General features: G+C 40.3%; 19 protein-coding genes and 1 pseudogene. 4 read left to right on the plus strand and 16 right to left on the minus strand.

Features of this window, described 5'->3' with window-relative positions:
- Window positions 1–135: 135 nt before the first annotated feature.
- The 12 genes from QE450_RS10755 to leuC form a co-directional block, all read right to left on the minus strand.
- Entirely contained in the window at window positions 136–408 is a 273-nt protein-coding gene (locus tag QE450_RS10755; RefSeq protein ID WP_273612804.1) for a DUF1450 domain-containing protein, read from the minus strand.
- A gap of 214 nt (window positions 409–622) precedes the next feature.
- Window positions 623–1,150 carry a CAP domain-containing protein gene (locus QE450_RS10760; protein WP_373461969.1) on the minus strand — a complete coding sequence of 176 codons (528 nt, stop codon included), beginning with the start codon at window positions 1,148–1,150 and terminating at the stop codon, window positions 623–625.
- A gap of 146 nt (window positions 1,151–1,296) precedes the next feature.
- Complete coding sequence (locus QE450_RS10765; protein WP_161594173.1) at window positions 1,297–1,752, minus strand: GNAT family N-acetyltransferase; 456 nt, start codon at window positions 1,750–1,752, stop codon at window positions 1,297–1,299.
- The gene (gene purT, locus QE450_RS10770; protein ID WP_274172448.1) at window positions 1,742–2,929 is read right to left on the minus strand and encodes a formate-dependent phosphoribosylglycinamide formyltransferase; all 1,188 of its coding nucleotides are present in this window, start codon (window positions 2,927–2,929) and stop codon (window positions 1,742–1,744) included. Before purT ends, QE450_RS10765 begins: the two co-directional genes overlap by 11 nt.
- A gap of 262 nt (window positions 2,930–3,191) precedes the next feature.
- On the minus strand, window positions 3,192–5,054 hold the full coding sequence (locus tag QE450_RS10775; RefSeq protein WP_307299293.1) for an ABC transporter ATP-binding protein: 1,863 nt from the start codon (window positions 5,052–5,054) through the stop codon (window positions 3,192–3,194).
- Window positions 5,047–6,879 (minus strand): ABC transporter ATP-binding protein, encoded by a 1,833-nt coding sequence (locus tag QE450_RS10780; protein ID WP_307299295.1) that lies wholly within the window; start codon window positions 6,877–6,879, stop codon window positions 5,047–5,049. The genes QE450_RS10775 and QE450_RS10780 overlap by 8 nt, the downstream gene beginning before the upstream one ends.
- 382 nt (window positions 6,880–7,261) lie before the next feature.
- On the minus strand, window positions 7,262–10,972 hold the full coding sequence (locus QE450_RS10785; protein ID WP_307299297.1) for a dynamin family protein: 3,711 nt from the start codon (window positions 10,970–10,972) through the stop codon (window positions 7,262–7,264).
- 250 nt (window positions 10,973–11,222) lie between these two features.
- The gene (locus QE450_RS10790) at window positions 11,223–11,501 is read right to left on the minus strand and encodes an NAD/NADP transhydrogenase alpha subunit (protein WP_204823577.1); all 279 of its coding nucleotides are present in this window, start codon (window positions 11,499–11,501) and stop codon (window positions 11,223–11,225) included.
- Window positions 11,502–11,517: 16 nt separating this feature from the next.
- The gene (gene nth, locus QE450_RS10795; protein WP_273612809.1) at window positions 11,518–12,231 is read right to left on the minus strand and encodes an endonuclease III; all 714 of its coding nucleotides are present in this window, start codon (window positions 12,229–12,231) and stop codon (window positions 11,518–11,520) included.
- A gap of 321 nt (window positions 12,232–12,552) precedes the next feature.
- Window positions 12,553–13,980, minus strand: a complete 1,428-nt coding sequence (locus QE450_RS10800) for an N-acetylmuramoyl-L-alanine amidase family protein (RefSeq protein ID WP_273612810.1) — start codon at window positions 13,978–13,980, stop codon at window positions 12,553–12,555.
- Between the two features lie 269 nt (window positions 13,981–14,249).
- The gene (gene leuD, locus QE450_RS10805) at window positions 14,250–14,852 is read right to left on the minus strand and encodes a 3-isopropylmalate dehydratase small subunit (RefSeq protein WP_273612811.1); all 603 of its coding nucleotides are present in this window, start codon (window positions 14,850–14,852) and stop codon (window positions 14,250–14,252) included.
- A gap of 17 nt (window positions 14,853–14,869) precedes the next feature.
- On the minus strand, window positions 14,870–16,291 hold the full coding sequence (leuC, locus tag QE450_RS10810; RefSeq protein ID WP_273612812.1) for a 3-isopropylmalate dehydratase large subunit: 1,422 nt from the start codon (window positions 16,289–16,291) through the stop codon (window positions 14,870–14,872).
- Between the two features lie 244 nt (window positions 16,292–16,535).
- Between leuC and QE450_RS10815 the strand changes: the two genes are divergently transcribed.
- A complete protein-coding gene (locus tag QE450_RS10815; RefSeq protein WP_273612813.1) occupies window positions 16,536–17,459 on the plus strand; it encodes a LysR family transcriptional regulator in 924 nt (307 codons plus the stop codon).
- A 116-nt stretch (window positions 17,460–17,575) separates the two neighbouring features.
- On the opposite strand, the gene QE450_RS10820 is transcribed toward QE450_RS10815, so the two are convergent.
- Window positions 17,576–18,103, minus strand: coding sequence for an NAD(P)H-dependent oxidoreductase (locus QE450_RS10820; RefSeq protein WP_307299302.1), 528 nt, complete (start codon window positions 18,101–18,103; stop codon window positions 17,576–17,578).
- A 141-nt stretch (window positions 18,104–18,244) separates the two neighbouring features.
- Here QE450_RS10820 and QE450_RS10825 point away from each other — a divergent pair, with 141 nt between their 5' ends.
- A complete protein-coding gene (locus QE450_RS10825) occupies window positions 18,245–18,595 on the plus strand; it encodes a winged helix-turn-helix transcriptional regulator (RefSeq protein WP_273612815.1) in 351 nt (116 codons plus the stop codon).
- Between the two features lie 138 nt (window positions 18,596–18,733).
- Entirely contained in the window at window positions 18,734–19,447 is a 714-nt protein-coding gene (locus QE450_RS10830; RefSeq protein WP_307299305.1) for a DsbA family oxidoreductase, read from the plus strand.
- 215 nt (window positions 19,448–19,662) lie between these two features.
- On the opposite strand, the gene QE450_RS10835 is transcribed toward QE450_RS10830, so the two are convergent.
- The 3 genes and pseudogenes from QE450_RS10835 to QE450_RS10845 form a co-directional block, all read right to left on the minus strand.
- Complete coding sequence (locus tag QE450_RS10835; RefSeq protein ID WP_273612817.1) at window positions 19,663–20,286, minus strand: alpha/beta hydrolase; 624 nt, start codon at window positions 20,284–20,286, stop codon at window positions 19,663–19,665.
- 99 nt (window positions 20,287–20,385) lie between these two features.
- Window positions 20,386–21,335: pseudogene (locus QE450_RS10840) on the minus strand (ring-cleaving dioxygenase).
- Between the two features lie 378 nt (window positions 21,336–21,713).
- Window positions 21,714–22,529: a carbon-nitrogen family hydrolase gene (locus QE450_RS10845; protein ID WP_307299309.1), complete on the minus strand. Its 816-nt coding sequence runs from the start codon at window positions 22,527–22,529 to the stop codon at window positions 21,714–21,716.
- A gap of 242 nt (window positions 22,530–22,771) precedes the next feature.
- Here QE450_RS10845 and QE450_RS10850 point away from each other — a divergent pair, with 242 nt between their 5' ends.
- On the plus strand, window positions 22,772–23,992 hold the full coding sequence (locus tag QE450_RS10850; protein ID WP_273612820.1) for a pyridoxal phosphate-dependent aminotransferase: 1,221 nt from the start codon (window positions 22,772–22,774) through the stop codon (window positions 23,990–23,992).
- Window positions 23,993–24,156: the final 164 nt, after the last annotated feature.

The raw sequence follows: 24,156 nt of genomic DNA on the forward strand, positions 1-24,156 counted from the left end.
TATTATATACAGTACGTACGCAACTTCCAAACAGTTAGAAACTATCACATCGATTTTAATAATAAATATAGCAAAAAGAAGATGGTTGAGATTGATCTACCACCTTCTTCATATCTACTTATTTACATTTTAATATTATTGTTTTGCTTTCTTTTTTTCTTTTTTCCCTTTTTTATCATCCGAAGCATGAATCATTTCGACCAATTTGGCATACAATAGTTCAGGCGTTTCTTCGCATATAAGAGTTTTTTTACCTACTAAAGCGATCGGTTGTTTACGACAAGATTTACATTCACTCAAGCAACTTTTTTGTTTTTGTTTGATATCGGGGAACTCTTTTTTAAGTGCTTTATATACTTGCTTTGTACCTAATTTTTCATTTTTTGTACAATATTTGATCGTTTTCATCGCTTGTTGTCTCCTCTATGTGTTGCTACATGACGATAATGTACTCTTCTTTACCCTAATCACTATCGATATGTAACGATTATACTTCTTATAAGTATATAAAAATACCTGCTTCCTTCTCAAAAAGAAAGGAAACAGGTATTTGGGTATTTCTTTTTAAATCTTATCACTCAAAAATCACTATACTTTTCTTTAATTTTACTTTTGTCTGATTTTATTTTCCTATAAAGTCCTGTACCCATACTCCATTCTGATATCCTACGCCTATAGCAGTAAAATTGGAACTGAGAATGTTGGCTTTGTGACCGGAGCTGTTCATCCATGACTTCATGACTTGAGCAGGAGAAGTCTGCCCTTTGGCGATATTCTCCCCAGCGGCACGATAACTGATACCGTAGGTTTTCATCATTTCAAAAGGGGTTCCGTACGTTGGTGATGTGTGATCAAAATAATTATTTTTGAACATATCGATTGCTTTATCCTGTGCCATCGTTTGGAGCTTGCTGTCTACAGATAACGCTTTGAGACCTACTTTGGCACGTTCCTGATTCACTAGTTCTACGACTTGGTCTGCAAATGCAGAGGTATCGGCTGTAGCGCTCTGACTGGCATATAAAGGTTTAGAAGTTGATTTCACATGGTACGTAGCAGCTTGAGCAGGAGCTGCTATCGTTACAGCTACAAGGACTGCTGCGGCAGCAGTTGAGGTGATACGCTTGAATAAAGTACGTTTATTGTTCAATGGTGTTCCTCCTTTAGATTCAGAATCACCATGTATTTTACCATCTAATGGTATTTCATTTCCAACTTTGCTCCAAATTGCAAAGCAAAAAGGCACCAGAGATAGCTCTGATGCCTTTTCTAAAGGTGTGGCTGTGTATAGCGGAATTACATTTTTTTAATGTACCGGCATCCGATCTTCTCATAGCCCATATGTTGATAAAAAGAGCATGAGGATAGACGTTCGTCACGGTTCATTCCTGTTACATAGACAGAGTGATCTCCAGCTTCATTTGCTTGCTTTTCAGCTTGAGCAATCAATTCACGTCCAATACCTTGACCACGATAATTCGCAGAAATGATTAGACCTGTAATTTGTGAAGTCTGTTGTCCTGTCTCATATGAAGTCTCACGGTACATAGCGATCATACCGACGACCTGTCCTTCACGTTCTGCAACAAGAGTCAAAAATTGCGGTTTGCCTTCCAGCGCTTCCATCCGGTCGCGCAGTACACTTTCCGTCATCGGATAACGAAGTTCACGCATTAAAGCAGTTAGAGCTTGAACATCTTTACTTTCGAATTTACGGACTTCTGCAACAGGCATTAATACACTAGTCGACATGTACATACTCCTCTTTTAGCAGAGCTGCCGCTTGCACGGCTCGCTTCCGCGCGATTTCCACACTTTCATCCGCACTGAGAGCTACAGCCATTCGGCGACCCGGCTTGGTCTCCGGCTTACCGAATACACGTACTTGCGTACGAGGTAACTTCAATGCTTCATCTATTCCGCCAACGACAAAATCTTTGGAAGCTTGTGTTGCTTTGAGTGTCGCTGATGCACCAGGGGTTAATAAGTGAATACTCGGGATCTCAAAACCAAGAATCGCTCGCACATGCAGAGCAAACTCTGATAAATCTTGAGTAATCATTGTAACCATTCCTGTATCATGCGGTCTTGGCGACACTTCGCTAAATACAACACCATCCGGGGTTAGAAAGAGTTCGACACCGAACAATCCGTATCCACCCAGACGTTCTGTAATGGTTGCAGCAATACGTTGCGCTTCTTCTAGCTGTGATGCAGTCATTGGGTGCGGTTGCCACGACTCCACATAGTCTCCATCGCGTTGAATATGACCGATTGGCGGACAAAACAACGTTCCAGAGGCACAACGCACCGTAAGCAGTGTAATCTCACTTTCAAAATGAACAAAAGCTTCTACAATAACACGAACTGATTTGCCTCTTGCTCCTTCAAGCGCCGCATCCCAACATGCCGAAGCATCTTCAGGTGTACGACATACGCTCTGCCCTTTGCCAGACGAGCTCATAAGCGGCTTTACTACGCAGGGTGTTCCAAGTACTGCAACAGCCTCTTTCAGTTGCTCCAAATTATCAGCGAATCGGTACGCAGCAGTAGGCAATCCAAGTGTCTCGGATGCCAGACGGCGTATCCCCTCACGATCCATCGTTAATTGGGCTGCAACTGCGGTAGGCACTACATTGTAGCCTTCTTGCTCTAGTTCTACCAGAACATCTGTCGCAATCGCTTCAATCTCAGGTACAATGTAATCCGGTTGTTCACTGATAATGACTTCTCTTAGCTTGTCGCCATCGAGCATATCAATCACATGAGAACGATGAGCAACCTGCATCGCAGGTGCATCCGGATAGCGGTCAACAGCAATACATTCAATACCGAGCCGCTGAGCTTCGATCACTACTTCCTTGCCAAGTTCTCCACTCCCAAGCATCAACATCCGTTTCGCTTGACGAGAATTTGGGGCCCCCCACATGATAGACAGCACTCCCTTATACACATGTTTTGCACTGCAACCTACATGGTACTGCTTACGTCATTTTGCGTATTGAATCTTCTACAATTCAACAATTGCTAGCACATTGTAAAATTTCCGACGAATTTCCTTTTAAACTTTACAATGTGATGACACTTTCTATTCTCTTACCTAATGAGCAAGATTGCAAGTCACTTTACCTAAATTTTTTGACAATTCTCGTATAATTCGTGGTTTCAAAGCTTATTTAAGTCGAAAATTGTCACAAAAAGCGGAATTGCGCTTCGATTAATCCATTATAAATTCCCTGTTTTTGAATCAATTCTGCATGTGTTCCTTCTTCTTTGATCTGACCGTGATCCAAAACAACAATATGATCGGCATGACGGATCGTAGATAGACGGTGAGCTACGATAAAAGAAGTTCGTCCTTGAAGCAGTACTTTTAGCGCTTCCTGAATACGTAATTCTGTCTCGGTATCAATGCTGGCTGTCGCTTCATCCAAAATCAAAATTCTTGGATCAGCAAGTAAGGCGCGGGCAAATGATAACAGTTGGCGTTGCCCCATAGAGAGCACATTTCCACGTTCTTCGACTTCTGTATCATATCCTTTAGGAAGCTTCTCGATATACGCATGAGCATGTACTGCTTTGGCTGCATTCTCCACTTCTTCATCGGTTGCATCCAGTCGTCCGAATCGAATATTATCTCTAATCGTGCCTGAGAAAATAAACGTGTCTTGAAGCACAATACTGATCTGTCCACGTAGACTTTCCAGCGTCACATCGCGGATATCATATCCATCGATCTTAATCGTACCGCTTTTGATATCATAGAATCGACTAATCAGATTAATAATCGTCGATTTACCTGAACCGGTATGTCCAACAAGTGCAATAGATTGTCCTGCCGTAACATGTAGATCAATCTCGCGTAGTGCAGGACGATTAGCTACATATTCAAAAGTGACTTTGTCAAAAACAATATCTCCGTTGATACGTGGTATCGGTTGTGCACCGGGCTTATCAGCGACTGAAGGCTGTTCATCCATAAATTCAAAAATACGTTCAGACGATGCCATCGCTACAAGCAATTGATTGTACATGTTGCCCAGACGGTTAATCGGGTCCCAGAAGTTCCCTACATAGCTGGCAAAAGCAACCAGTGTACCGATCATAATCTCGCCGCTCGCTATTAAAGTCGCTCCATACCAGAACAAAATCATCGATCCAAGTCCACCGGTAATTTCTATTAATGGCCCGAACGATTGGTTAAGCGCAGATGCTTTGTCCCACGATTTTTTACTAGAAGCGTTCATATTATCAAAGTATTTCATATTTTCTTTTTCCTGTGTATACGCTTGTGTAACACGAATACCTTGAATCGATTCGTTCAAATGCGAATTGATACGTGAGTTTTTCATCCTTACTTCTTGCCATGATAAACGAATAATTTTGCGTAGCTTGGTAGATACGAAGAACATTAACGGTACGGTTAGCATAACTGCCAGTCCTAATTTCCAATTGATCAACATCAAAATAACGACGATACCGAGCAATTGTACACAGTCGATCATAACGTTAACTGCACCGTTAGTAAATAAATCTTGCAAAGAGTTCACATCATTCGTAACCCTTACCAACACAGAACCCGCAGGACGTTTATCAAAAAAGGAAAACGATAAGCGCTGAATATGACTGAACAGATCGGAACGAAGATCGTAGATCACGCGCTGTCCAATAATATTTGTATATTTGATCCGGTAGGCATTGGCTGCCCATTGAATCAGGTATAATCCTAATGCTAATGCGGTGAGACCATAGAGTAAGGTTAGACTAGGAGCACCTGTAGCCGGTTGAATAGCTTTGTCAATCGCTACCCCTGTAATGTAAGGAACAGCTAACTTGGTGACTGTACCTAGCACCATCATTAAGATAATAAAAGGTAATAGTTGCTTGGCATAAGGCTTAATATAACCAAATAATCGAGCAAATTGTGACCAGTTAAAGGCTTTATCAATCAGTTCATCATCTTGATAGACAAATCGATCTTCAACACGTGTTATAGATGAAGATGATTGCTTTTGTTGTTCTTTCAACGATTCTTTGGCTGAAATATTACTCATATGTTCTCACCTGCTCACTATGTGTATCATTAGGGACATCTGTTTGATTCTTATCATGAGAGAGATACAGATCGTCTGCTGCTTGAAGCCGTTCGATATGATCTGCATACTGAACACGATAAATATCTTGATATGCGCCAGGTACATCGATTAATTGTTCATGCTTACCACGTTGTACTACCCGTCCTTCTTCTAGCACTAGAATCTCATCGGCATGTCGTAAAGAAGAAATACGGTGAGCAATAATAAATGTGGTTCTGCCTTTCATTACTTCCTGAAATCCAGATTGGATCTCGTGCTCTGTCTCCATATCTACTGCGCTGGTTGCATCATCAAGAATAAGAATTTTGGGATTTTTAAGTAATGCACGAGCGATAGCAATCCGCTGTTTTTGTCCACCGGATAATCCCATACCTCGTTCTCCTACAAGCGTATCGTATCCTTGAGGAAGCTCCATAATAAAATCGTGTGCTTTGGCAAGCTTGGACACGCGAATAATATCTTCCATTGTTACTTTGTTCATGCCATAAGCGATATTATTTTTAAGCGTAGATGAGAATAAGAATGTCTCTTGAAATACCGAAGCAATTTGAGAACGCAAATCTTCAATTCGAATATCTCGAATATCTACTCCGTCTAATTTGATACTTCCTTCACTCACATTGTATGCGCGCATCAGTAGCTGAATAATCGTCGATTTACCTGAACCTGTTCCACCTAATAAGCCAATAACCGAGCCTGGAGGCGCATCCAAATTAATATCTATAACAGCAGGCAATTGATTACCATAAGTAAATGTCATATGTTCAAATGTAACATGACCTTTCACTTCATGGATGTTCATATGACTGGTTGTATCTTTATCTTTGACATCTACGCGCTGATACAATATTTCTAAGATTCGTTCGGTAGAGGCTTTGGATTGCGTGTAGTTATTAATATGAAATCCCAGTCCCCACATGGGCCCGATAATATACCAGATCAGTGTAAAGAAAGCGACCAATTCTCCGAGTGTAAGTGAACCGTTAATTACTAATGTTCCGCCAAATCCAAGCAAAATCACTATACAGACCGAAGCAAGTAATTCCATCACCGGAAAGTAACGACTCCATAGAGTTGCTGCATGAATCTGATTGGTACGATAGCGTTCATTACGAACAGCAAATTTATCCACTTCATGAGGCTCACGAGCAAAAGATTTGACGGTTCGTACACCTGTAATATTTTCTTGAACCGCTGTTGTTAAAGAACCCAGAGCAAGTCTCATTTCTTGAAAAGCAGGGTGAATACGAGATTCAAATTTGAGAGCGACAAAGACAAGAAAAGGGATCGATATCAGTGTAACCAGTGTCAGTTGCCAGTTCATTGAAAACATGACGATCGAGCCAAAAATAACCATCATAAACACATTCAATAACTGAGCAAATCCAAAACCGATAAAGTTACGGATTGCTTCCAGATCACCTGTTAGACGTGACATTAAATCGCCTGTCTTCGCCGTATCATAATAACGGAAGGATAAAAATTGTAGTTTTTCGTAGCAAGCGTTGCGAAGTCGATATGCAATATAATTACCAAGACGTCCTCCAAAAAAGCCATGTAAAAATTGCATAATTCCTTTCAAAATAGCGACACCAAAAATAGCTAGTGCTAGCATCGGAACTTGATCAAATCGCCTCAGCTTAATCACATCATCAATCAAAATTCTGAGTAAATTTGGATATACCAGTCCGAGCGCGGTAGCGGTTGCAAGACATAAAATAGAAAGGTACAAATAACTCCTTTTACTGCGATAGTAGTCATGCAATTGCTTGAGAACGTCCATGTGTCTCCCCCTTTGATTCTCTTGTCGATTATTAGCATAATGAAGCTTACCACCGTCCTCAAAAGCCCGCAAAGCGGATACATGTTCGTTTATCGTCAATGTCCTTAAATTTATGCCATAATTTAGACATAAACCGTTAATTTTAATGAAATAATACAAAATACTACGGTTCACGACCATTTCGTAACAGAAGTAAAATTTTGTAAACTTGTTTATGCAATTATTTGGTAAAAGCGTTATCATTTTAGGCATTTTATTCTGTGTTTATTTTCACAATATAATAATAAGGAAATTATATATAGTTAAAAAAAGAACGCCTGTCTTTTGACAGTGCGCTCTTTTTATTTATTATTTAGTTCTGATATGACTTTATAGTCTAATTTTACAAATTATAGGCTTGCTTGATTCTTGCTTGATCTTCTGCGGACACATGATGACTTAATTCATACAGATCACTCGCTAATGCTGACCAACGGTCTGCGCTAACGTCTGTTTGTAATGATGCTTCTGTTCCTTCGACCCATTCTGCAATTTGACGCTGCATATCGTCAGCTGCTTCTTGTAATCTTTCATTTAGACCGACAATATAATATTGTGACAACCGTTCACGTTGCTCATCCAACATCGTCGCAATCAGCTGATCCAATCGCGCAGATACTTCTTCGCGGAATTTCTCACGTCCACCTTGCTCGAAGAAATAGCGAGGATTACGGAACAACGACCAGAGTGACTTCCAATCCAGTACATCTGCTATTTTCATTTGTGCTAATTCTGGTGTCTGCCATTTCGTTAATTCTGGCTTAGACAACGTCAAACCTGCGGCTGCCGCTTCTGCTTCACGTCCATACACTTCTAATCGTTCACTTACCACTCGTTCAGAAGCTTTTTCCATACGTAACGTTGTTGCTAGCACTTCTTGTTCTAATTCTGTTGATAAACGGCGCAATAGCTCTCGTCCACAAGCGGCAAAATCTGCTTTGAGATCAGGTGATTCACTATTAAGCAGAGATGGATTAAAGATTTCAGGCATCCAATCTAGCGCCTTCAAGCGTACCCGTTGACGAACATGGAATAACAGTTCGCCACTTTCTTCTTGAATTCGTCGATCAGGTTCAGTCTGGAACATACGCATAGCGGCAGCATGTGCGGCGGCTCGTTCTTGCACCAATTGTTGCATCCGTTCTACACGATAAGCTTCTCCACGCTTCGCCGCATCTTCCCATGTGAGTACCGTTTTGCGCACCCGCTCCACTTCATCATAAGCGGCTTGAATAGCCAGCCCTGCTAATGTCTCATCGGCAAAGCTTGTAAAATGCTGTTGGAATTGTTGGAATCCTTCATCATTTCCTTGAATCGCTCTACGACTAGATAATGCATAGATATTAGGCTTACGAATTCCGGTTGTATTTAACTCATGCACTATACGTTCTACTACTTGATTCTTTTCTTCTTCTGACGAAGCAAGATCAGAAGCATTAACTACAAAGAACATATTGTCTAAAGCAAGACTGCCTTTAACCCGTCCTAATTGTTCTAACAACTGACGGTCTCCATGAGTAAACGCATGATTATAATACGTAACAAATACGAGTGCATCTGCTGATTTCATGTATTCAAAAGTAACTCCGGTATGACGAGCATTAACAGAATCGGCTCCCGGTGTATCTACCAGTACCATCCCTTGAGCTGTCAATTCACAATGATAATACAGATCAATACGGCGGACAAAACAAGATTTGGTTTCTTCGGATACAAATCCTCTAAATTGATCCAGCCCTATTTTCAGTTCCTGTCCAAGCAAAGGTTCTGCTTCTTGCCAGCCTGCCGCTGCTGCGATCACAAAATTATAATGAGCGCGCGCAGATGGATGAATACGGGCAGGAGATAACGAAGATATCTGTTTACCCCAATCTTGCTCTAACGTCATCTCAGGCAATCCTAATAAGCGAAAAGCACCGCTAATATCTTCTTGCATTTCGGTTCTGCTTTTCATAAATACTTGCGCTGTACCATGACCATACTCACCTTCAGGTGCCATAATCTGTGTAATAGCAGCTGTCATCGGATGCGGGGAAACAGGAAGAACCGCTTCTCCTAGCAAAGCATTTGCAAATGACGACTTGCCTGCGCTAAAAGCACCGAATAAAGCGAGCGTGAATTTACCATTTTCCATAACATGTGCACGGCGACGCAATTCGGTAGCCGGTAGGCTTAATCCTTTAATATGTTCAATCATATCGGACGCTTGACGTAATTGCACAGCCGTTTGTAACAGACGCTCTTTGCGGTGAGAAGATACTGTATTTCCTTTTGCTTGTATTGCTGCATCATCTGGATTATTGCTTGCACTTTTATTGAGTATAGAAGCATCTGGTGATTGTTCTGCTGTTGCTTCTTTCTGGACTGTCTGTGATGCATTGATCTGATTTACAGATTGAGCTTCTATAGATTCTTCCTGAATAGCAGGTAGCCATTGTGCTTGAAGTTGTTCACGTGCAGGCAATAATTTGCGTACTGCTTGATCGCTTTGTTCTTTTTGCTGTTCTAACTGCTGTTGATGCATCAAAGATTGATAACGTTCAGATAATTGATCACGTTCTTGTTGTAATGTATGCTGTTCGGCTTCTACTTTGGGTTGTAATTGCTCAAATAAACGCTCTATTGCATCCAGTGCAGCACGACGATAAATAGCTACTGTTTTTTCACGTAAGGCACGCGTATAGTTCAGTACATATTCACCTGATATCGCTACATCTGTGCCTGCGCCTGCTTCAATATCACGTTCTGTGATCTGGGGCAAAGAAGAAGTTAACAATGTTTCTTGTTCTTCTGTCCATAGCTGTTGTTCCTGACTCCATCCACGCAATAAGCCACGTACATGAACATCCAGATTAGCAGCAACTTGCTCACGATAAGCGTTCAAAAAAGTAGACTTGCGTTGCGCACGTTCTTGCGCTGTTTTGTCTTTTGAAGCGAAAAATCCTTTTTTAAATCCAGGTCGTTCACTTTCCAGATACAGTTGAGCGAGATCGCGTACAGGTGCAGGCGTAATATTGGCTTGATCGACCAGACGTCCGATTTCCCAGCTCCATGATTTGCGATAATCTTCGATTTTATTTTGCGCTGTAACGATCTGTTGTTCAAATTGTTCTAATTGAGCATTGAGTTGTTCTACAGTCATATCATCATGCTGTTCATCTTCAGTATCAGACTGCTCTTGTTCATGGTTCATTTGCGCTTGCAACCATTTGGTATGTTCTTCTGCTAATTCCCATATCGCTTGTGACAGGCTATACATCCGTAACGGCTCCCGCTCTATAAGCAATTCACCAATCACTGTCCGCAGTCGTTCTAGCTTGCCATGACGATGCTGAGGCTCCTGTCTGGATACATATAGGATACCTGCTGGCTCAATGCCACGTCCTGCAAAAGACTGAGCTACACCTCGCTGGTAGTCGGCAAAAGGCAACTCTAAATCATCATGCTTATCAATTTGATTGACGATCAAATATAAAGGTTTGCCTCGTTCAGATAGTGTTTTGGCAAAAGAAAGATTGGTTTCGGATTGAACATGATTGTAATCCATCACATAAAATACAACATCAGCACGATGCAGAGCAGAGTACGTAGCCGCTTCGTGTGCCGCATCTGTCGAATCTACACCCGGTGTATCTAATAACACGCCATGAGCGCCTAGAAGCTTAATATCGTCCCATAGATCGACAGATTCGTACTCACCGCCGTTTTTGCAATATTCATCTAATTCATCTAACCCTATTTCAAATGATGGTTCTTGATTATTTAAATGTACAATAGCACGCGGTTCTCCATCACGAATCGCAGCAATATTTGCGGTTGTAGGAATAGGACTGGTCGGTAATACCTGTTTACCACATAACCAGTTCATCAGACTGGATTTACCCGCAGAAAAGTGCCCACAAAAAGCAAGCACCAATTCTTCGGAACGATGCTTCTGGATTAAATCTTGTGCTTTATTCGCAGCAGCCGTATTTCCTTGTTGTTCCAGTGTTGATTTTAATTGTTCTAGTATATGATCGAACGAATCTTTCGTCCTTGGTGTAATCGCTTGCATCAGTATGCCCTCCATCATGCATGATCTCTGCTCAAATTTACTTTGCTGATATTGTACCATTGTGATACACCTGCTGTAACTATTGGATTACAAGCTAGCCGATCTTATATGCTACGACAGGCTTTTCCACTTCTTGTATTTTAATCATAAAAAAGGCTTTTTACGAATAGCATCTATAATAACCGATCGGAAGATCGTATAGATACTTTCATAAAAAGCCTTATTTGAGCACTGTTATAGTATTACTGAATTAGATAACACTAGCTTCTTTTTCAGCAACAGGAACTAGAATTTCGAACAATTTACCATGTTGCAAAATAGTAATTCCTTTACCTTTGTCTTTCATCACAACAACATCGCGTTTTTGTGCCATACGCTCGATATAGTAATCAGGTACATCGCCAGAATAGTTAACAGTAATACCGTCAACTTCTTTTTCTTCGTTTTCAGCCAATTCTTCTGCTACCACTTGCTCAAAGATATCAGAAAATTGTTCAAAATTATCAGTGTATACGGAAATGCATTTCATAACGTTCGACCTCTTTTTATGTTGTAGTGTTGTTTTTCTCTACTGACTTTGAGATTTTAGGTTTGACCTTTTTCTCTTTGATCACTAGAGAAGTTTTCATTCTTTTTTTGCCTTCACGACAAATGTCCAATAGTGGACATACCTGACAAGCAGGATTTTGAGCTTTGCAATGATACCGTCCAAAAAAAATAAAGCGATGATGACTAATCGTCCATTCATCCCGGGGTACACGCTTGTTCAGCTTGTTTTCCACTTCGGTTACATTGTCTTTCCAGTTTGCGAGTCCTAGCCTTTTGGATACACGTTCAACATGAGTATCTACTGCAAAAGCCGGCACATCAAATGCATTGGATACGACCACATTCGCTGTCTTACGTCCAACTCCTGGAAGCTGTACAAGCAGGTCATGTTCACCAGGCACTTCTCCACCATATTTTTCAATCAGGATCTGGCATAAATTTTGAATATGCTTCGCTTTATTGCGATACAATCCAATACGCCGTATATCTTGTTCCAATTCTTCGAGTGGTACAGAGATATAATCCTGTGGTGTGTGATATTTCTGAAATAAATCTGCCGTCACCTTGTTGACTGTCGCATCTGTGCATTGTGCCGAGAGCAGTACAGCAATCGTCAGTTCAAACGCATTGTTATGATTAAGTTCGCAGTGCGCATCTGGGAACATGCCAGCGATGGTATCTAAAATATGTCTCACTGTAGTGGCATTCATTAGTATTCCTCCTGCAAAAAACCGCCTGTCCACGGCATTTTCCGCGACTCAGACGGTATCGTCTCACTGTACCTGCATGATAGGGATTGCTGCGTCTAGCATTAGATCTCGTACCCAATCTTCAATGACAATACAATTCGTATCTTAACATGTTCTGTGACGAATTGCACGCATCGTTTACATGAATTTTCAGTAATTTTTTACTTACGTCAACAAATCGTTAAAAGTTATCTATGATTTATTTTTTTCCAAAAACAAAAGATCAGTCATCTATGGAATATATCCTATAGGACTGATCTTTTGGCAATTCTGTATTTTGTTTTAGGATACACCTAAATATTCTTTGATTCCTTTAACGACACCATCAGCAACCGCTTGTTGTCTGGAAGCATCATTCATTTTAGCTTCTTCGGATTTATTACTGATAAATCCAACTTCTAACAATACTGCTGGCATTGTCGTTTCGCGGATTACATGGAAATTACCATATTGTACACCACGATCTTTAAAGCCTGTTGCAGCTACTAGATACTTGTGAATCGTCTGTGCTAGCTTTTTGCTATTGCTGCGTTGGTAATATGTTTCTGTACCGGAAGCCGCAGAAGAACTACTGCTGTTCGCGTGAATCGAGACGAATAGGTCTGCATTCAGCTTTTCAGCTACTTTGACACGTTGTTTCAGTTCAAGGAATGTATCATCTGAACGTGTAAGAACTACATCAATATTTGGATCTTGTTTTAAAATAGCTTCTACTTTCAAAGCGACTGCAAGATTCAATGCTTTCTCACTACTTACAGAACCGATCGCTCCTGGATCTTGATATCCATGTCCTGCATCAATAACGACAACTTTTTTGCCATCATTTCCTACAGAAGATCCGCCTTGCGTTGTTCCTTCTGTCGTTGTTGGAACAGTAGGCTTAGGTGTCGTACCGTTATCTGGTGTTAGATCAACGATCAACAATCCATTGCCTTCGTTAAAGACTTCGTAATTCTGCTTGTTGTTCAGATCAATAACGATCCGAACAGAAGAAGGATCTGTGCTGTACTGTGAGTAACGAATTTGAGAAACTTTATCATTGTTTTCTACAGCAAGCGTTTGAATTTGTCCGGCACTTGCTGATTGACCAAATCCTCCACCAAAATCAGAGTTAGGCAGATCAATCACAATCCGATTAGGTGAATCCATTTTGGATACTTTCGGTGCTACGTTTTTGTCCAGTGTAACCAATAAGCGGCTTTCACTGAAGCTAATACCGTTCACCAGTGCAAGACCGTTCTCGGCGTTTGATCCTGATTCCGAAGTCGTTCCTCCGCCGGTGCTCGTGCCTGTTGTTGCCAACGTGACAATTTTGTCGCTGTTATTCCAGTTTACTTTGATCCCCATCTGTTCACTGACCAGACGAATCGGTACCAATGTTGTTCCATTTTGAACCACAGGTGCTGTATTCAGCGTGTACGTTTGGTTGTCGACAAAAGCCGATTTTTTGCCAATATTCAATGTGATTGATTTACCTTCACCATCAATCGCAACCTTACCAGCATCTTGATCCCAGGTTACTTGGTAACCCAATTCCTGAGAAATCACACGAATCGGCACCATCACCGAACCATCAATATTCTGCACATCTTCCGGAATACTAAGTTGCTGTCCATCTAGTACAACACGTGTGTTCGTGGCAGCATCACTGATGTGGGGAAAGGACCACATAAACGCAAACAAAAATAACAAAAAAGCAAATTTCTTCATTCTTCACCCCTACCATTCCCGTTTTTTATTACCGAACTTCTTGTACGGCTCCTACCGGTTTTCACATACAACCAGACGATTTATTAGACGCTTAACTTTATCAAAAGTTGCGAGTCTTTTACAATCTTAACAGAATGAGCGCGAGCTTTCCTTAAATTTAAAAATGTTACGTCAATGTAACCTTAAAATCCAAAGCAGATTTGGCAAAATAAAAATGCACAACCCGCTGTCATAAGTACTATCGACAGGGTTATGCATTTTTTTAAGAATTATACGAATAAATGTTGAGCTTTGTTTTTTTCGTATGCTGTAATATCAGCTTCATGTTGTAACGTCAAGCCGATATCATCCAGACCTTGAAGCAAAAATTGACGACGATGCTCATCAAGATCAAAATCTATCGTCAGACCATAATCATCAGACAATTGTTTGTTTTCCAAATCTACTTTTAAGCGGTATCCTTCATGATCGGCAGTACGTTGGAAAATATCCTGTACTTGCTCTTCTGATAATTTAATTGGCAAAATACCGTTTTTAAAACAGTTATTGTAGAAAATATCAGCAAATGATGGTGCGATAACACAACGGAATCCGTAATCCATAATCGCCCACGGCGCATGTTCACGAGAAGAACCACAACCAAAGTTGGCACGAGAAACAAGTACAGAAGCGCCTTCATAGCGAGGTTTATTCATTTCGAATTCTTGATTCACATTCCCTGCTTCATCCCAGCGCCATTCGTAAAATAGAAATTGTCCAAAACCAGTACGTTCAATTCTTTTCAAAAACTGCTTCGGAATAATAGCATCTGTATCTACATTCACGCGGTCTACAGGAGCCACGATCCCATTTAATTGTTTAAATTCTTCCATGGATAATTACCCCTCTCCTAGTTCAATACTTCTGATTTGAAATTCCAGTCACGTACATCGGTAAAGTGCCCCGTAATCGCCGCCGCTGCTGCCATTGCTGGAGACACAAGATGTGTACGTCCGCCACGTCCTTGACGACCTTCAAAGTTACGGTTCGATGTCGAAGCACAACGTTGTCCCGGTTGCAATACGTCAGGGTTCATCGCCAGACACATACTGCATCCTGCTTCACGCCATTCAAAGCCAGCTTCTTTAAATACGACATCCAAACCTTCTTTTTCCGCTTGAATCTTCACGCGTCCAGAACCCGGAACAACAATCGCTGTCAAACGGTCTGACACAGTATATCCTTTGGCTACAGCCGCCGCTGCGCGCAAATCTTCAATCCGTCCATTCGTACACGAACCGATAAATACATAATCGACTGGAATTTCAGCCATTGGTGTACCTGGAGCCAAATCCATATATTCAAGTGCTTTTTCAGCAGCTCTACGTTCATTTTCAGTGGTGAAATCAGCAGGGTTCGGTACAGAAGAAGTGATATCAGTACCCATACCCGGGCTTGTTCCCCATGTCACCTGTGGAATCAAAGCATCAACATCAAATTCAAGTACAGTGTCATACTCTGCACCTTCATCTGTTGTTAACTGTTCCCAGCGTGCTACAGCTTCTTCAAATGCTGCACCTTGAGGCACATATTGACGACCACGAAGATATTCTACAGTTGTTGCATCTGGTGCGATTAATCCTGCTCTTGCGCCACCTTCAATAGACATATTACATACAGTCATACGCTCTTCCATCGTCAAATCACGAATCGCTTCACCTGTATACTCCAATACATAACCTGTTGCAAAATCGGTACCGTATTTAGCAATAACGCCCAAAATCATATCTTTAGCTGTTACACCCGGTTTGCGTGACCCATTAAAACGAATTTCCATCGTTTTAGACTTGGATTGTTGCAAACATTGTGTTGCCATTACGTGTTCTACTTCACTTGTACCGATTCCGAAAGCAAGAGCACCAAAAGCACCATGAGTCGATGTATGGCTATCTCCACATACAATCGTTTTGCCCGGATGAGTCAATCCTAATTCTGGACCCATAACGTGGACAACCCCTTGATCAATCGTATCCAGATCGAACAATTTTACGCCAAAGTCCGCACAGTTCTGACTTAGTGTATCAATTTGTTGCTTGGAGATTGGATCTTTAATGTTGAAACGATCTGTTGTCGGTACATTATGATCCATCGTTGCAAATGTTAATTCAGGACGACGCACTTTACGATTGCTCAAGCGCAATCCTTCAAAAGCTTGTGGAGACGTTACTTCATGCACTAGATGTAGATCGATATACAAAATACTTGGTTGATTTTCTTGTTGAAAAATAACGTGATTATCCCAAATTTTCTCGTACAATGTTTTTTTACTCATTATTTTCACCCCATCATAAGATTCGGACTAAGTCAGTGAACATTCTCTTGCAGCAAATAGTGATGGCTGCAATGAAATCTTGGACCTGAGAATGAAGCACCGCTTTATATTGAATCTAATATAACATTACGTGCTATATTGTTCCAAGATATAATAACTATAGAAGTTATAGGCTATACTTATAAGTGAATTTTGATTAAAATAGATGTATAAAAATAATACGTGTACGAAGGAGCAACGTCATATGGAACTTAGACAACTGCAATATGCACTACAGATTGCTGCTGAACGTAACTTTTCGCGCGCAGCAGAGAAACTACATATCGCTCAACCTTCACTTAGTCAGCAATTATCCAAATTAGAAAAAGAATTAGGTGTGCTCCTTTTTCAGCGTAATACCAGTACAGTTGAATTAACACATGCAGGTACTAATTTTGTAGAACAAGCTCAAAAGATTATTGATGCTGTAGAACAGCTACGTCAAGAAATGGCAGATATTTCACAATTACAAAGTGGACGTGTAGTGGTCGGTAGTATGCAGATTACCGGTTCCCATCTTCTCCCTCATGTACTCCCTGCTTTTCGTGCTGCTTATCCGCAGATTGAAGTGATCTTAATCGAAGATACATCACTCAATTTAGAAAAGTTAACCGCCAGTGGTAAAACCGACCTTAGTCTACTCGCTCTTCCTCTTACCGAACCGTCACTTACCTATGAACCAGTAGGCGATGAATTGATCGATCTGGCTGTACCGCCTAATCATCCGTTAGCCCAGCGATTTGCGAATGGCGATCATCGACCTGTAGAATTGAAAGAATTAGAACATGAACCTTTTATCGTGCTCAAAAAAGGACAAGGATTCCGCAAAATTGTATTCGATGTGTGTAAAGAAGCAGGTTTTGAACCGCAGGTCGTATTTGAAAGTAATAATATCGAGACGATCCAATCTTTGGTCGCTACAGGAATGGGTGTTACTTTTGTTCCTCATTATATAGCGCGCGCCAGACGTGGCGAGTTTTTACCCATCTATCTTCCTTTAGCAGAACCGATTCCAAGTCGTACACTTGTGATAGCACGTCGCAAAGGTAGATATTTATCCAAAGCGGCTGAAGCATTTGTAAATACGTTTAAAGAAACAATGATTAATGTAGTACATCCTGAACAATAAAATAAGGAAATGCAGTCTATGCATTCCCTTATAATTTTATTTTGTTTCTATATATATGCTAATTGCCAGACATACTGTATATGATAGGTGTTAATTCATTAAGAAATGTATTCTTTTTAAATATGTTGTAGAAAATGAATATATTCAGAGATATTTTCTTCAATCCGTACTGGTGTCGATTCATGCTCTGCACTATAAAAAGCGGTAAAACCTTGATACAAAGCATGAATATAATCAAATGTCATTTCAAAAGGCAGTAATATTTGTTCTAACGTATAGCGGTATTTTCCGTCAGGTTGGTAATCTGCTTCACTAACGCCTACAGTCACAGCAATAGCAACTTTGCGATCGGTAAAGTGTTTACCTGTTGAACCATACGCCCAGCCATACGTTAATACTTCATCAAGCCATTTTTTCAACAGTGGCGGGCAATTAAACCAGTACAACGGAAACTGAAAAACGATATGATCATGTGCTTCAACAAGTGCTTGTTCTTGCTCTACATTTATGTTTTCATCAGGATAGACTTTGTAAAGTTCATGAATCGTGAATTGATCAGGGTACTTTTCCAGTTCTTGAATCCAGCGTTTATTGATGACGGAGTCTTGCATATTAGGATGCGTTACGATTACTAATGTTTTCATATGATAAACCTCCATTGTATTTAGCTTGGTTGGACTTGCTAAACCTATTGTAAGACGGATACTTATCATAAAAAAGTACGCACTTTAAAGTTAGGTACTAACCTCAAAGAAAGTATGGAATGCCTGAAAGGAGAATTAGCAATGCATATTGGTGACTACAGTCTGACAGGTGTTAACCTGAAAGATACGGGATTTGGCTATACGCTTTCACTGGTAGGCGGAAAATATAAAATGATTATTATGTATTGGTTAGCAGGAGAAAATAAAGTAATGCGTTACAATGAACTCAAGCGTTCAATCGGCACGATTTCTTTCAAAACGTTAAGTGCTACATTAAAAGAACTAGAACAAGATCAATTGATTATCCGTACAGAATATCCTCAAGTGCCGCCAAAAGTAGAATACCGTTTATCAGAACGTGGGCAATCGTTAATTCCAATCTTAGATATGATGTGTGATTGGGGTGAACAGAATCAATTAGAAGAGGTTTAATTACAAAAAGTAATAAAAATACTATTAATAACAATCAATTCAGGGTATACTATTTCTAATGCAACTATAATGGTTACACCTTTTGCAATTCTATTTTTGAATATCATTATAAATTTATTGTAGTGGAGGATTATCCGTATGAAAATTGAAGTATGGTCAGATTATCAATGTCCTTTTTGTTATATTGGCAAAGCTCGTCTAAATAAAGCTCTGGAACAGTTTCCTAATCGGGATGAAGTTGAAGTGAGTTTCCGTAGCTTTGAATTAGATCCGAATGCAGCTAAAGATATTCCGATGAATATGTATGAAATGTTGATGAACAAATTTGGCTTAACCTTAGAACAAGTCAAACAAAACAGCGCTAACTTATGGCAACAAGCCAAAAACGAAGGTTTGGATTTCCAATTTGATACGATGGTATTAACAAATAGCTTTGATGCGCATCGTTTACTTAAATTTGCTACTGCTCATGGTAAAGAAGCTGAAATGAATGAAGCTTTATTCCGCGCTTACTTTACAGATTCATTGCATATCGGTGATCATGCTACATTGTTAGATATTGCTGAACGTGTAGGCTTGAATCGTGCAGAAACAGAAGCATTTTTGAACAGTGAGCAATTCGGTAAAGAAGTTCGCCAAGATGAACAACAAGCGAATCAATTAGGCGTTACCGGTGTTCCTTTCTTCGTTGTGAATAACAAATACGGTATCTCTGGCGCACAACCGACAGAAGTATTTCTAAATACATTGCAAGATGTATGGGCAGAAGATCATCCTTTACAAATGATTAACAGTACCGAAGGCGATGTATGTGCTGATGGCTCTTGCATCGTACCTGATACTAAATCTTAATTCTTAATTCTTCTTTGGATCATCTCTAACAATTAGATAGATATCATGATAAGTAGAATAATGAAATAAAAACGCTATTGCTGCACTAAAAGCAATAGCGTTTTTTATTTGGATTGATAACGATAGATTTCACTTTTTATTTGGATAAAAATATTTTTATAAAAAAATCTATAATCATAGCTGTTTATATGAACGCATAGTTACTACATTTCTTTTTACGATGTGAACTGTTGATTATACCATTGTACTGCTGCTTCCACTTCCGTTGCTGTTAACTGATGACCGTAATTTTCCCAGTGTAAATGCACTTCTGCATTGGCATCGATAAAATATTTTGCCAATTCTTCTGTCTCAGCGCGAGGAATAATCGGATCGTTAGTTCCTGAACCCATAAAGATAGGAATGCCAGCTAGATCAGGTAACGCTATACTGCGAAGTGGAACCATCGCATGATGCAAAACAGCGCCTTTTAACGATTGATTATCATGGAAAAGTAAGCTTGCTGCAATATTCGCACCATTTGAATATCCAACGGCTACAATATTGCGACGATCAAATCCGTATTCTACCGCTGCTTCATCCAAAAATGTATTAAGCTCATGAGTGCGAGCAATCAAATCGGGTTCATCGAATACCCCTTCAGCCAAACGACGGAAAAAGCGTGGCATTCCGTTTTCCAACACAGCTCCACGTACACCCAAAATCGAAGCTTCCGGCGCAAGACGTTCTGCTAACGGAATCAAATCGTTTTCTGTTCCTCCTGTACCATGTAACAATAACAAAACAGGTTGTGATGCATCTGTACCTTGCTTGAAAATATGTTTTAATGTTAGTGTCATCTCTGTTCCTCCTCTATACGTGCTTGATAATATACGGGCAATTTTTTTCTCATATTATAAAATGATAGTGCAAAGTAAAATATCTTATTGAAGTTGTTATTACGATTGAGGAGCTATTTTACGAACTTCGATCGGTAATAGATTTTGTGTTCAATCAATTCACGTTGTGGTTCATACCATTCTGGTAACATTAATTTTTGTCCCAATTGATCTGCTGGTTCATCATTTGCAAATCCTGGAGGATCTGTAGCAATCTCGAACAAGATGCCACCTTCTTCACGGAAGTACACAGCATTGAAATATTGACGATCAATAACAGGTGTAGGTTGGAAGCCACCCGCTTGTACTTGTTCACGCCATAGTTCATGCTCTGCAAAGTCAGCCGCACGCCATGCGATATGATGCACTGTTCCTGCACCGGCAATACCTCTTGGTAATTCACGAGAATTTACATCAATAATATTTCCGATCTCGCCATCTGCTTGAAAACGAACATATCCGTCTTCTTCTGCAATTTTGGTAAGTCCAAGAACATGTTCTACGGTATGCAATGTTTTTGCAGGCGCTGCACTAAACAATACACCGCCGCCAAATCCTTTAATCGCTTGTGCAGATGTGATACCATCCCATTCCCATGTACTTGCTGCGCCGCCTTCACGTTCAACCAATTCAATTCGTAGACCATCATGATCTTCAAATCGTAACAATTGTTCGCCAAAACGTTGTACTGGTTCAAAACGAATACCTAATCGTGTTAACCGTTCTTTCCAGAAATCAAGTGATCCTGTAGGAACAGCAAATACGGTAATTCCCAATTGCCCTGCTCCAACAGCACCTTTACGTGCACCTGGTTGTGGGAAAAAAGTAACGATTGTTCCCGGGCTACCACCAGCATCTCCAAAGTATAAATGATAAACATCTGGTGCATCAAAATTGATTGTTTTTTTGACCATGTGTAGTCCAAGTACACCTGCATAAAAGTCAACATTGCGTTGTGGATCGGCTACAAAAGAAGTGATGTGGTGAATACCTGCTGTACGAAGTGTCATAATAATGATCTCCTTTATGTTTCATTTTTTTAGTATTACATCATGTTTGAATGCTCTTATTTAAAATATCTTTAAGTTAAACTAATTACGTATACCTATTTCGTGGTGATGTGTTGCTGTTGTATATCTTTATTATAAACAGTTTGCTCAATAACAAAAGACCTTTGCAGAAGAATGTTGCTGAACACCGAACTAACTAACTTTTAGTAAGTAATATAAATGAATTTGATGAGTTTCTTTTTTGGTACAGGGCAGTTGTTTTCCGTTTTCATCTACTCTTACAGAATAACAGTATACAAAAAGCAGAAATAATAACACACCATATGTGCTGTATTATTTCTGCTTGTGTAAAATCAATCTTTTTACTATTGTATTGTTTTACTTTTGCTTATGCATATACAATTCAGGACGACGATCGGCAAAAACAGGAATACGTCCACGTACTTCATCTGCTAGATCAAGATCGATTGTGGCACTAATAATACCTTCTGCTTCATCACCTTCTGCTAATACTTCGCCCCACGGATCGATAATCATTGAATGACCGAAGAACTCACTATTTTCATCACGTCCTACACGATTACAAGCCACTACATACATTTGATTTTCGATCGCACGTGCTGTTAATAATGTACGCCAGTGATGCATACGTGGATGAGGCCACTCCGCAGGAACGAACCAGATTTGTGCACCTGCCAGAGCAAGACTACGCGCTAACTCAGGAAAACGAAGATCGTAACAGATCGAAGCCGCAGCAGTTACATCATGTAATGGAAATAAAGCAGTCTGCTCGCCTGGTTGCATAAACTTCTCTTCATTCATTAATTTGAACAAATGAATTTTGTCGTATTTGGCACTACGCTCACCATCCGCGTCATACACATACAATGTATTATAAAATCCACTTTCACGTTGTTCTGATATGGAACCTCCTACCAGCACAATCTTATACCGCTTAGCCATATCGCTCATCCATGTAGTCAGCTTCCCATTTTCAGGTTCAGCTAATCCTGCCAAGCGATCCAGAGCATACCCTGTATTCCACATTTCAGGCAGTACAACAACATCCGGCTTCTGCTCTGCTGTCATCGCTTGAGCAATCCACTCTTCAGCACGTTGTTGATTCACTGTAGGATTGGCAAGTTCAATATCCATTTGAATTAAAGCAATATGTAATTGGCGTGTATTTGTCATGAGTGATCATTCCCCTTTATCCAAGCTTAAATAATAGTACAAATCTGTTCTACTTTTAATGTATCATGAGTTTATTGTTTTTGATATCCTCTATATACCATTAGCTAAGAATAGAAACTACTTTCTATTCCTTTAAATCTCCTCTATACTGATCGGAAAAATCATGATAGATTAGGAAGACTTGAGTTCTTTTAAAATTGTAGCAATCATAACATGAATTTACCGGATACGGAGTGATAATGATGAACACCCATTCAAACCCTAACTCAACAACAAATAACGTGCCAAGTATATCTATTACACCTGCTAGTGTCATGAACCAATTGCCAGAACAGTTTTTTGCGAAGCTTGTACAAAATGTGAATCGTCAGGTTGCCGCAGGACATGATGTTATTAATTTGGGACAAGGCAACCCTGATCAACCTACACCTGCGCATATTGTTGAAGAATTACGTGAAGCCGCAGGCAATCCCCAATATCACAAATACTCTCCTTTTTCAGGTTATTCTTTTTTGAAAGAAGCGGCCGCGCAACGTTATAAGGAAGATTATAATGTCGATCTTGATCCTGAGACCGAAGTGGCTATTTTATTTGGTGGCAAAACAGGGCTAATTGAAATAAGTCAGATCATGCTCGAACAAGGAGATATCTGCCTTGTCCCTGATCCGGGATATCCTGATTATTGGTCTGGTGTCGCTTTATCCGGTGCAGAGATGTCATTTATGCCTTTAACAGAAGAAAATAAATATTTGCCAGATTACAGTGCTATTGCACCTGAAGTATTAGAAAAAGCCAAGCTGATGTTTCTTAATTATCCGAACAATCCGACATCTGCTACAGCTCCTTACTCTTTCTATGAAGAAACAGTACAATTTGCAGCCAAACATAATATTGTAGTTGCCAGCGATTTTGCTTATGGAGCGATTGGATTTGACGACGAACAACCGGTTAGCTTTTTACAGATTCCCGGTGCCAAAGAAGTCGGTGTCGAGTTTTATACGTTGTCCAAGACATACAATATGGCAGGTTGGCGGGTTGCTTTTGCTTTAGGAAATAAAGAGATTATTCGCCTGATCAACTTGATGCAAGATCATGTGTATGTGAGTTTGTTTGGAGGTATTCAAGCGGCGGCGGCCAAAGCTTTGACCGATTCTCAACAATGTGTAACTGATCTAGTCGCTACCTATGAATCCCGCCGGAATGCTTTTTTTGCGGAATTGGAAAAAATCGGTTGGGAAGCAAAAGCGCCTAAAGGCTCGTTCTTTGCATGGCTACCTACGCCTAACGGAATGGGTTCAGAAGAATTTGCAACCTTATTACTGGAAAAAGCACATGTTGCTGTAGCTCCAGGAGTTGGCTTCGGCACCAAAGGTGAAGGATATGTGCGTATCGGTCTACTCACTTCAGAAGAACGATTGCAAGAAGCAGTTCGCCGAATTGGGAAGCTAGACTTATTCAAATAAGATTCAAGTGTGTGATGCGGTGCTTGGCAAAAGCGCTTGATCATGCTATTCTAGTTTGCAACAGTTAGCGTGACTTTGATGCACGTTATCGATATGAATCAATCGTGATGACGGGAACAGTACGTAAGCCCGCGGTGTGTATAGAGAGTGAATCCCAGAGGCTG

Source organism: Paenibacillus sp. SORGH_AS_0306 (assembly GCF_030819345.1).
GTDB classification, from domain to species: domain Bacteria; phylum Bacillota; class Bacilli; order Paenibacillales; family Paenibacillaceae; genus Saccharibacillus; species Saccharibacillus kyungheensis.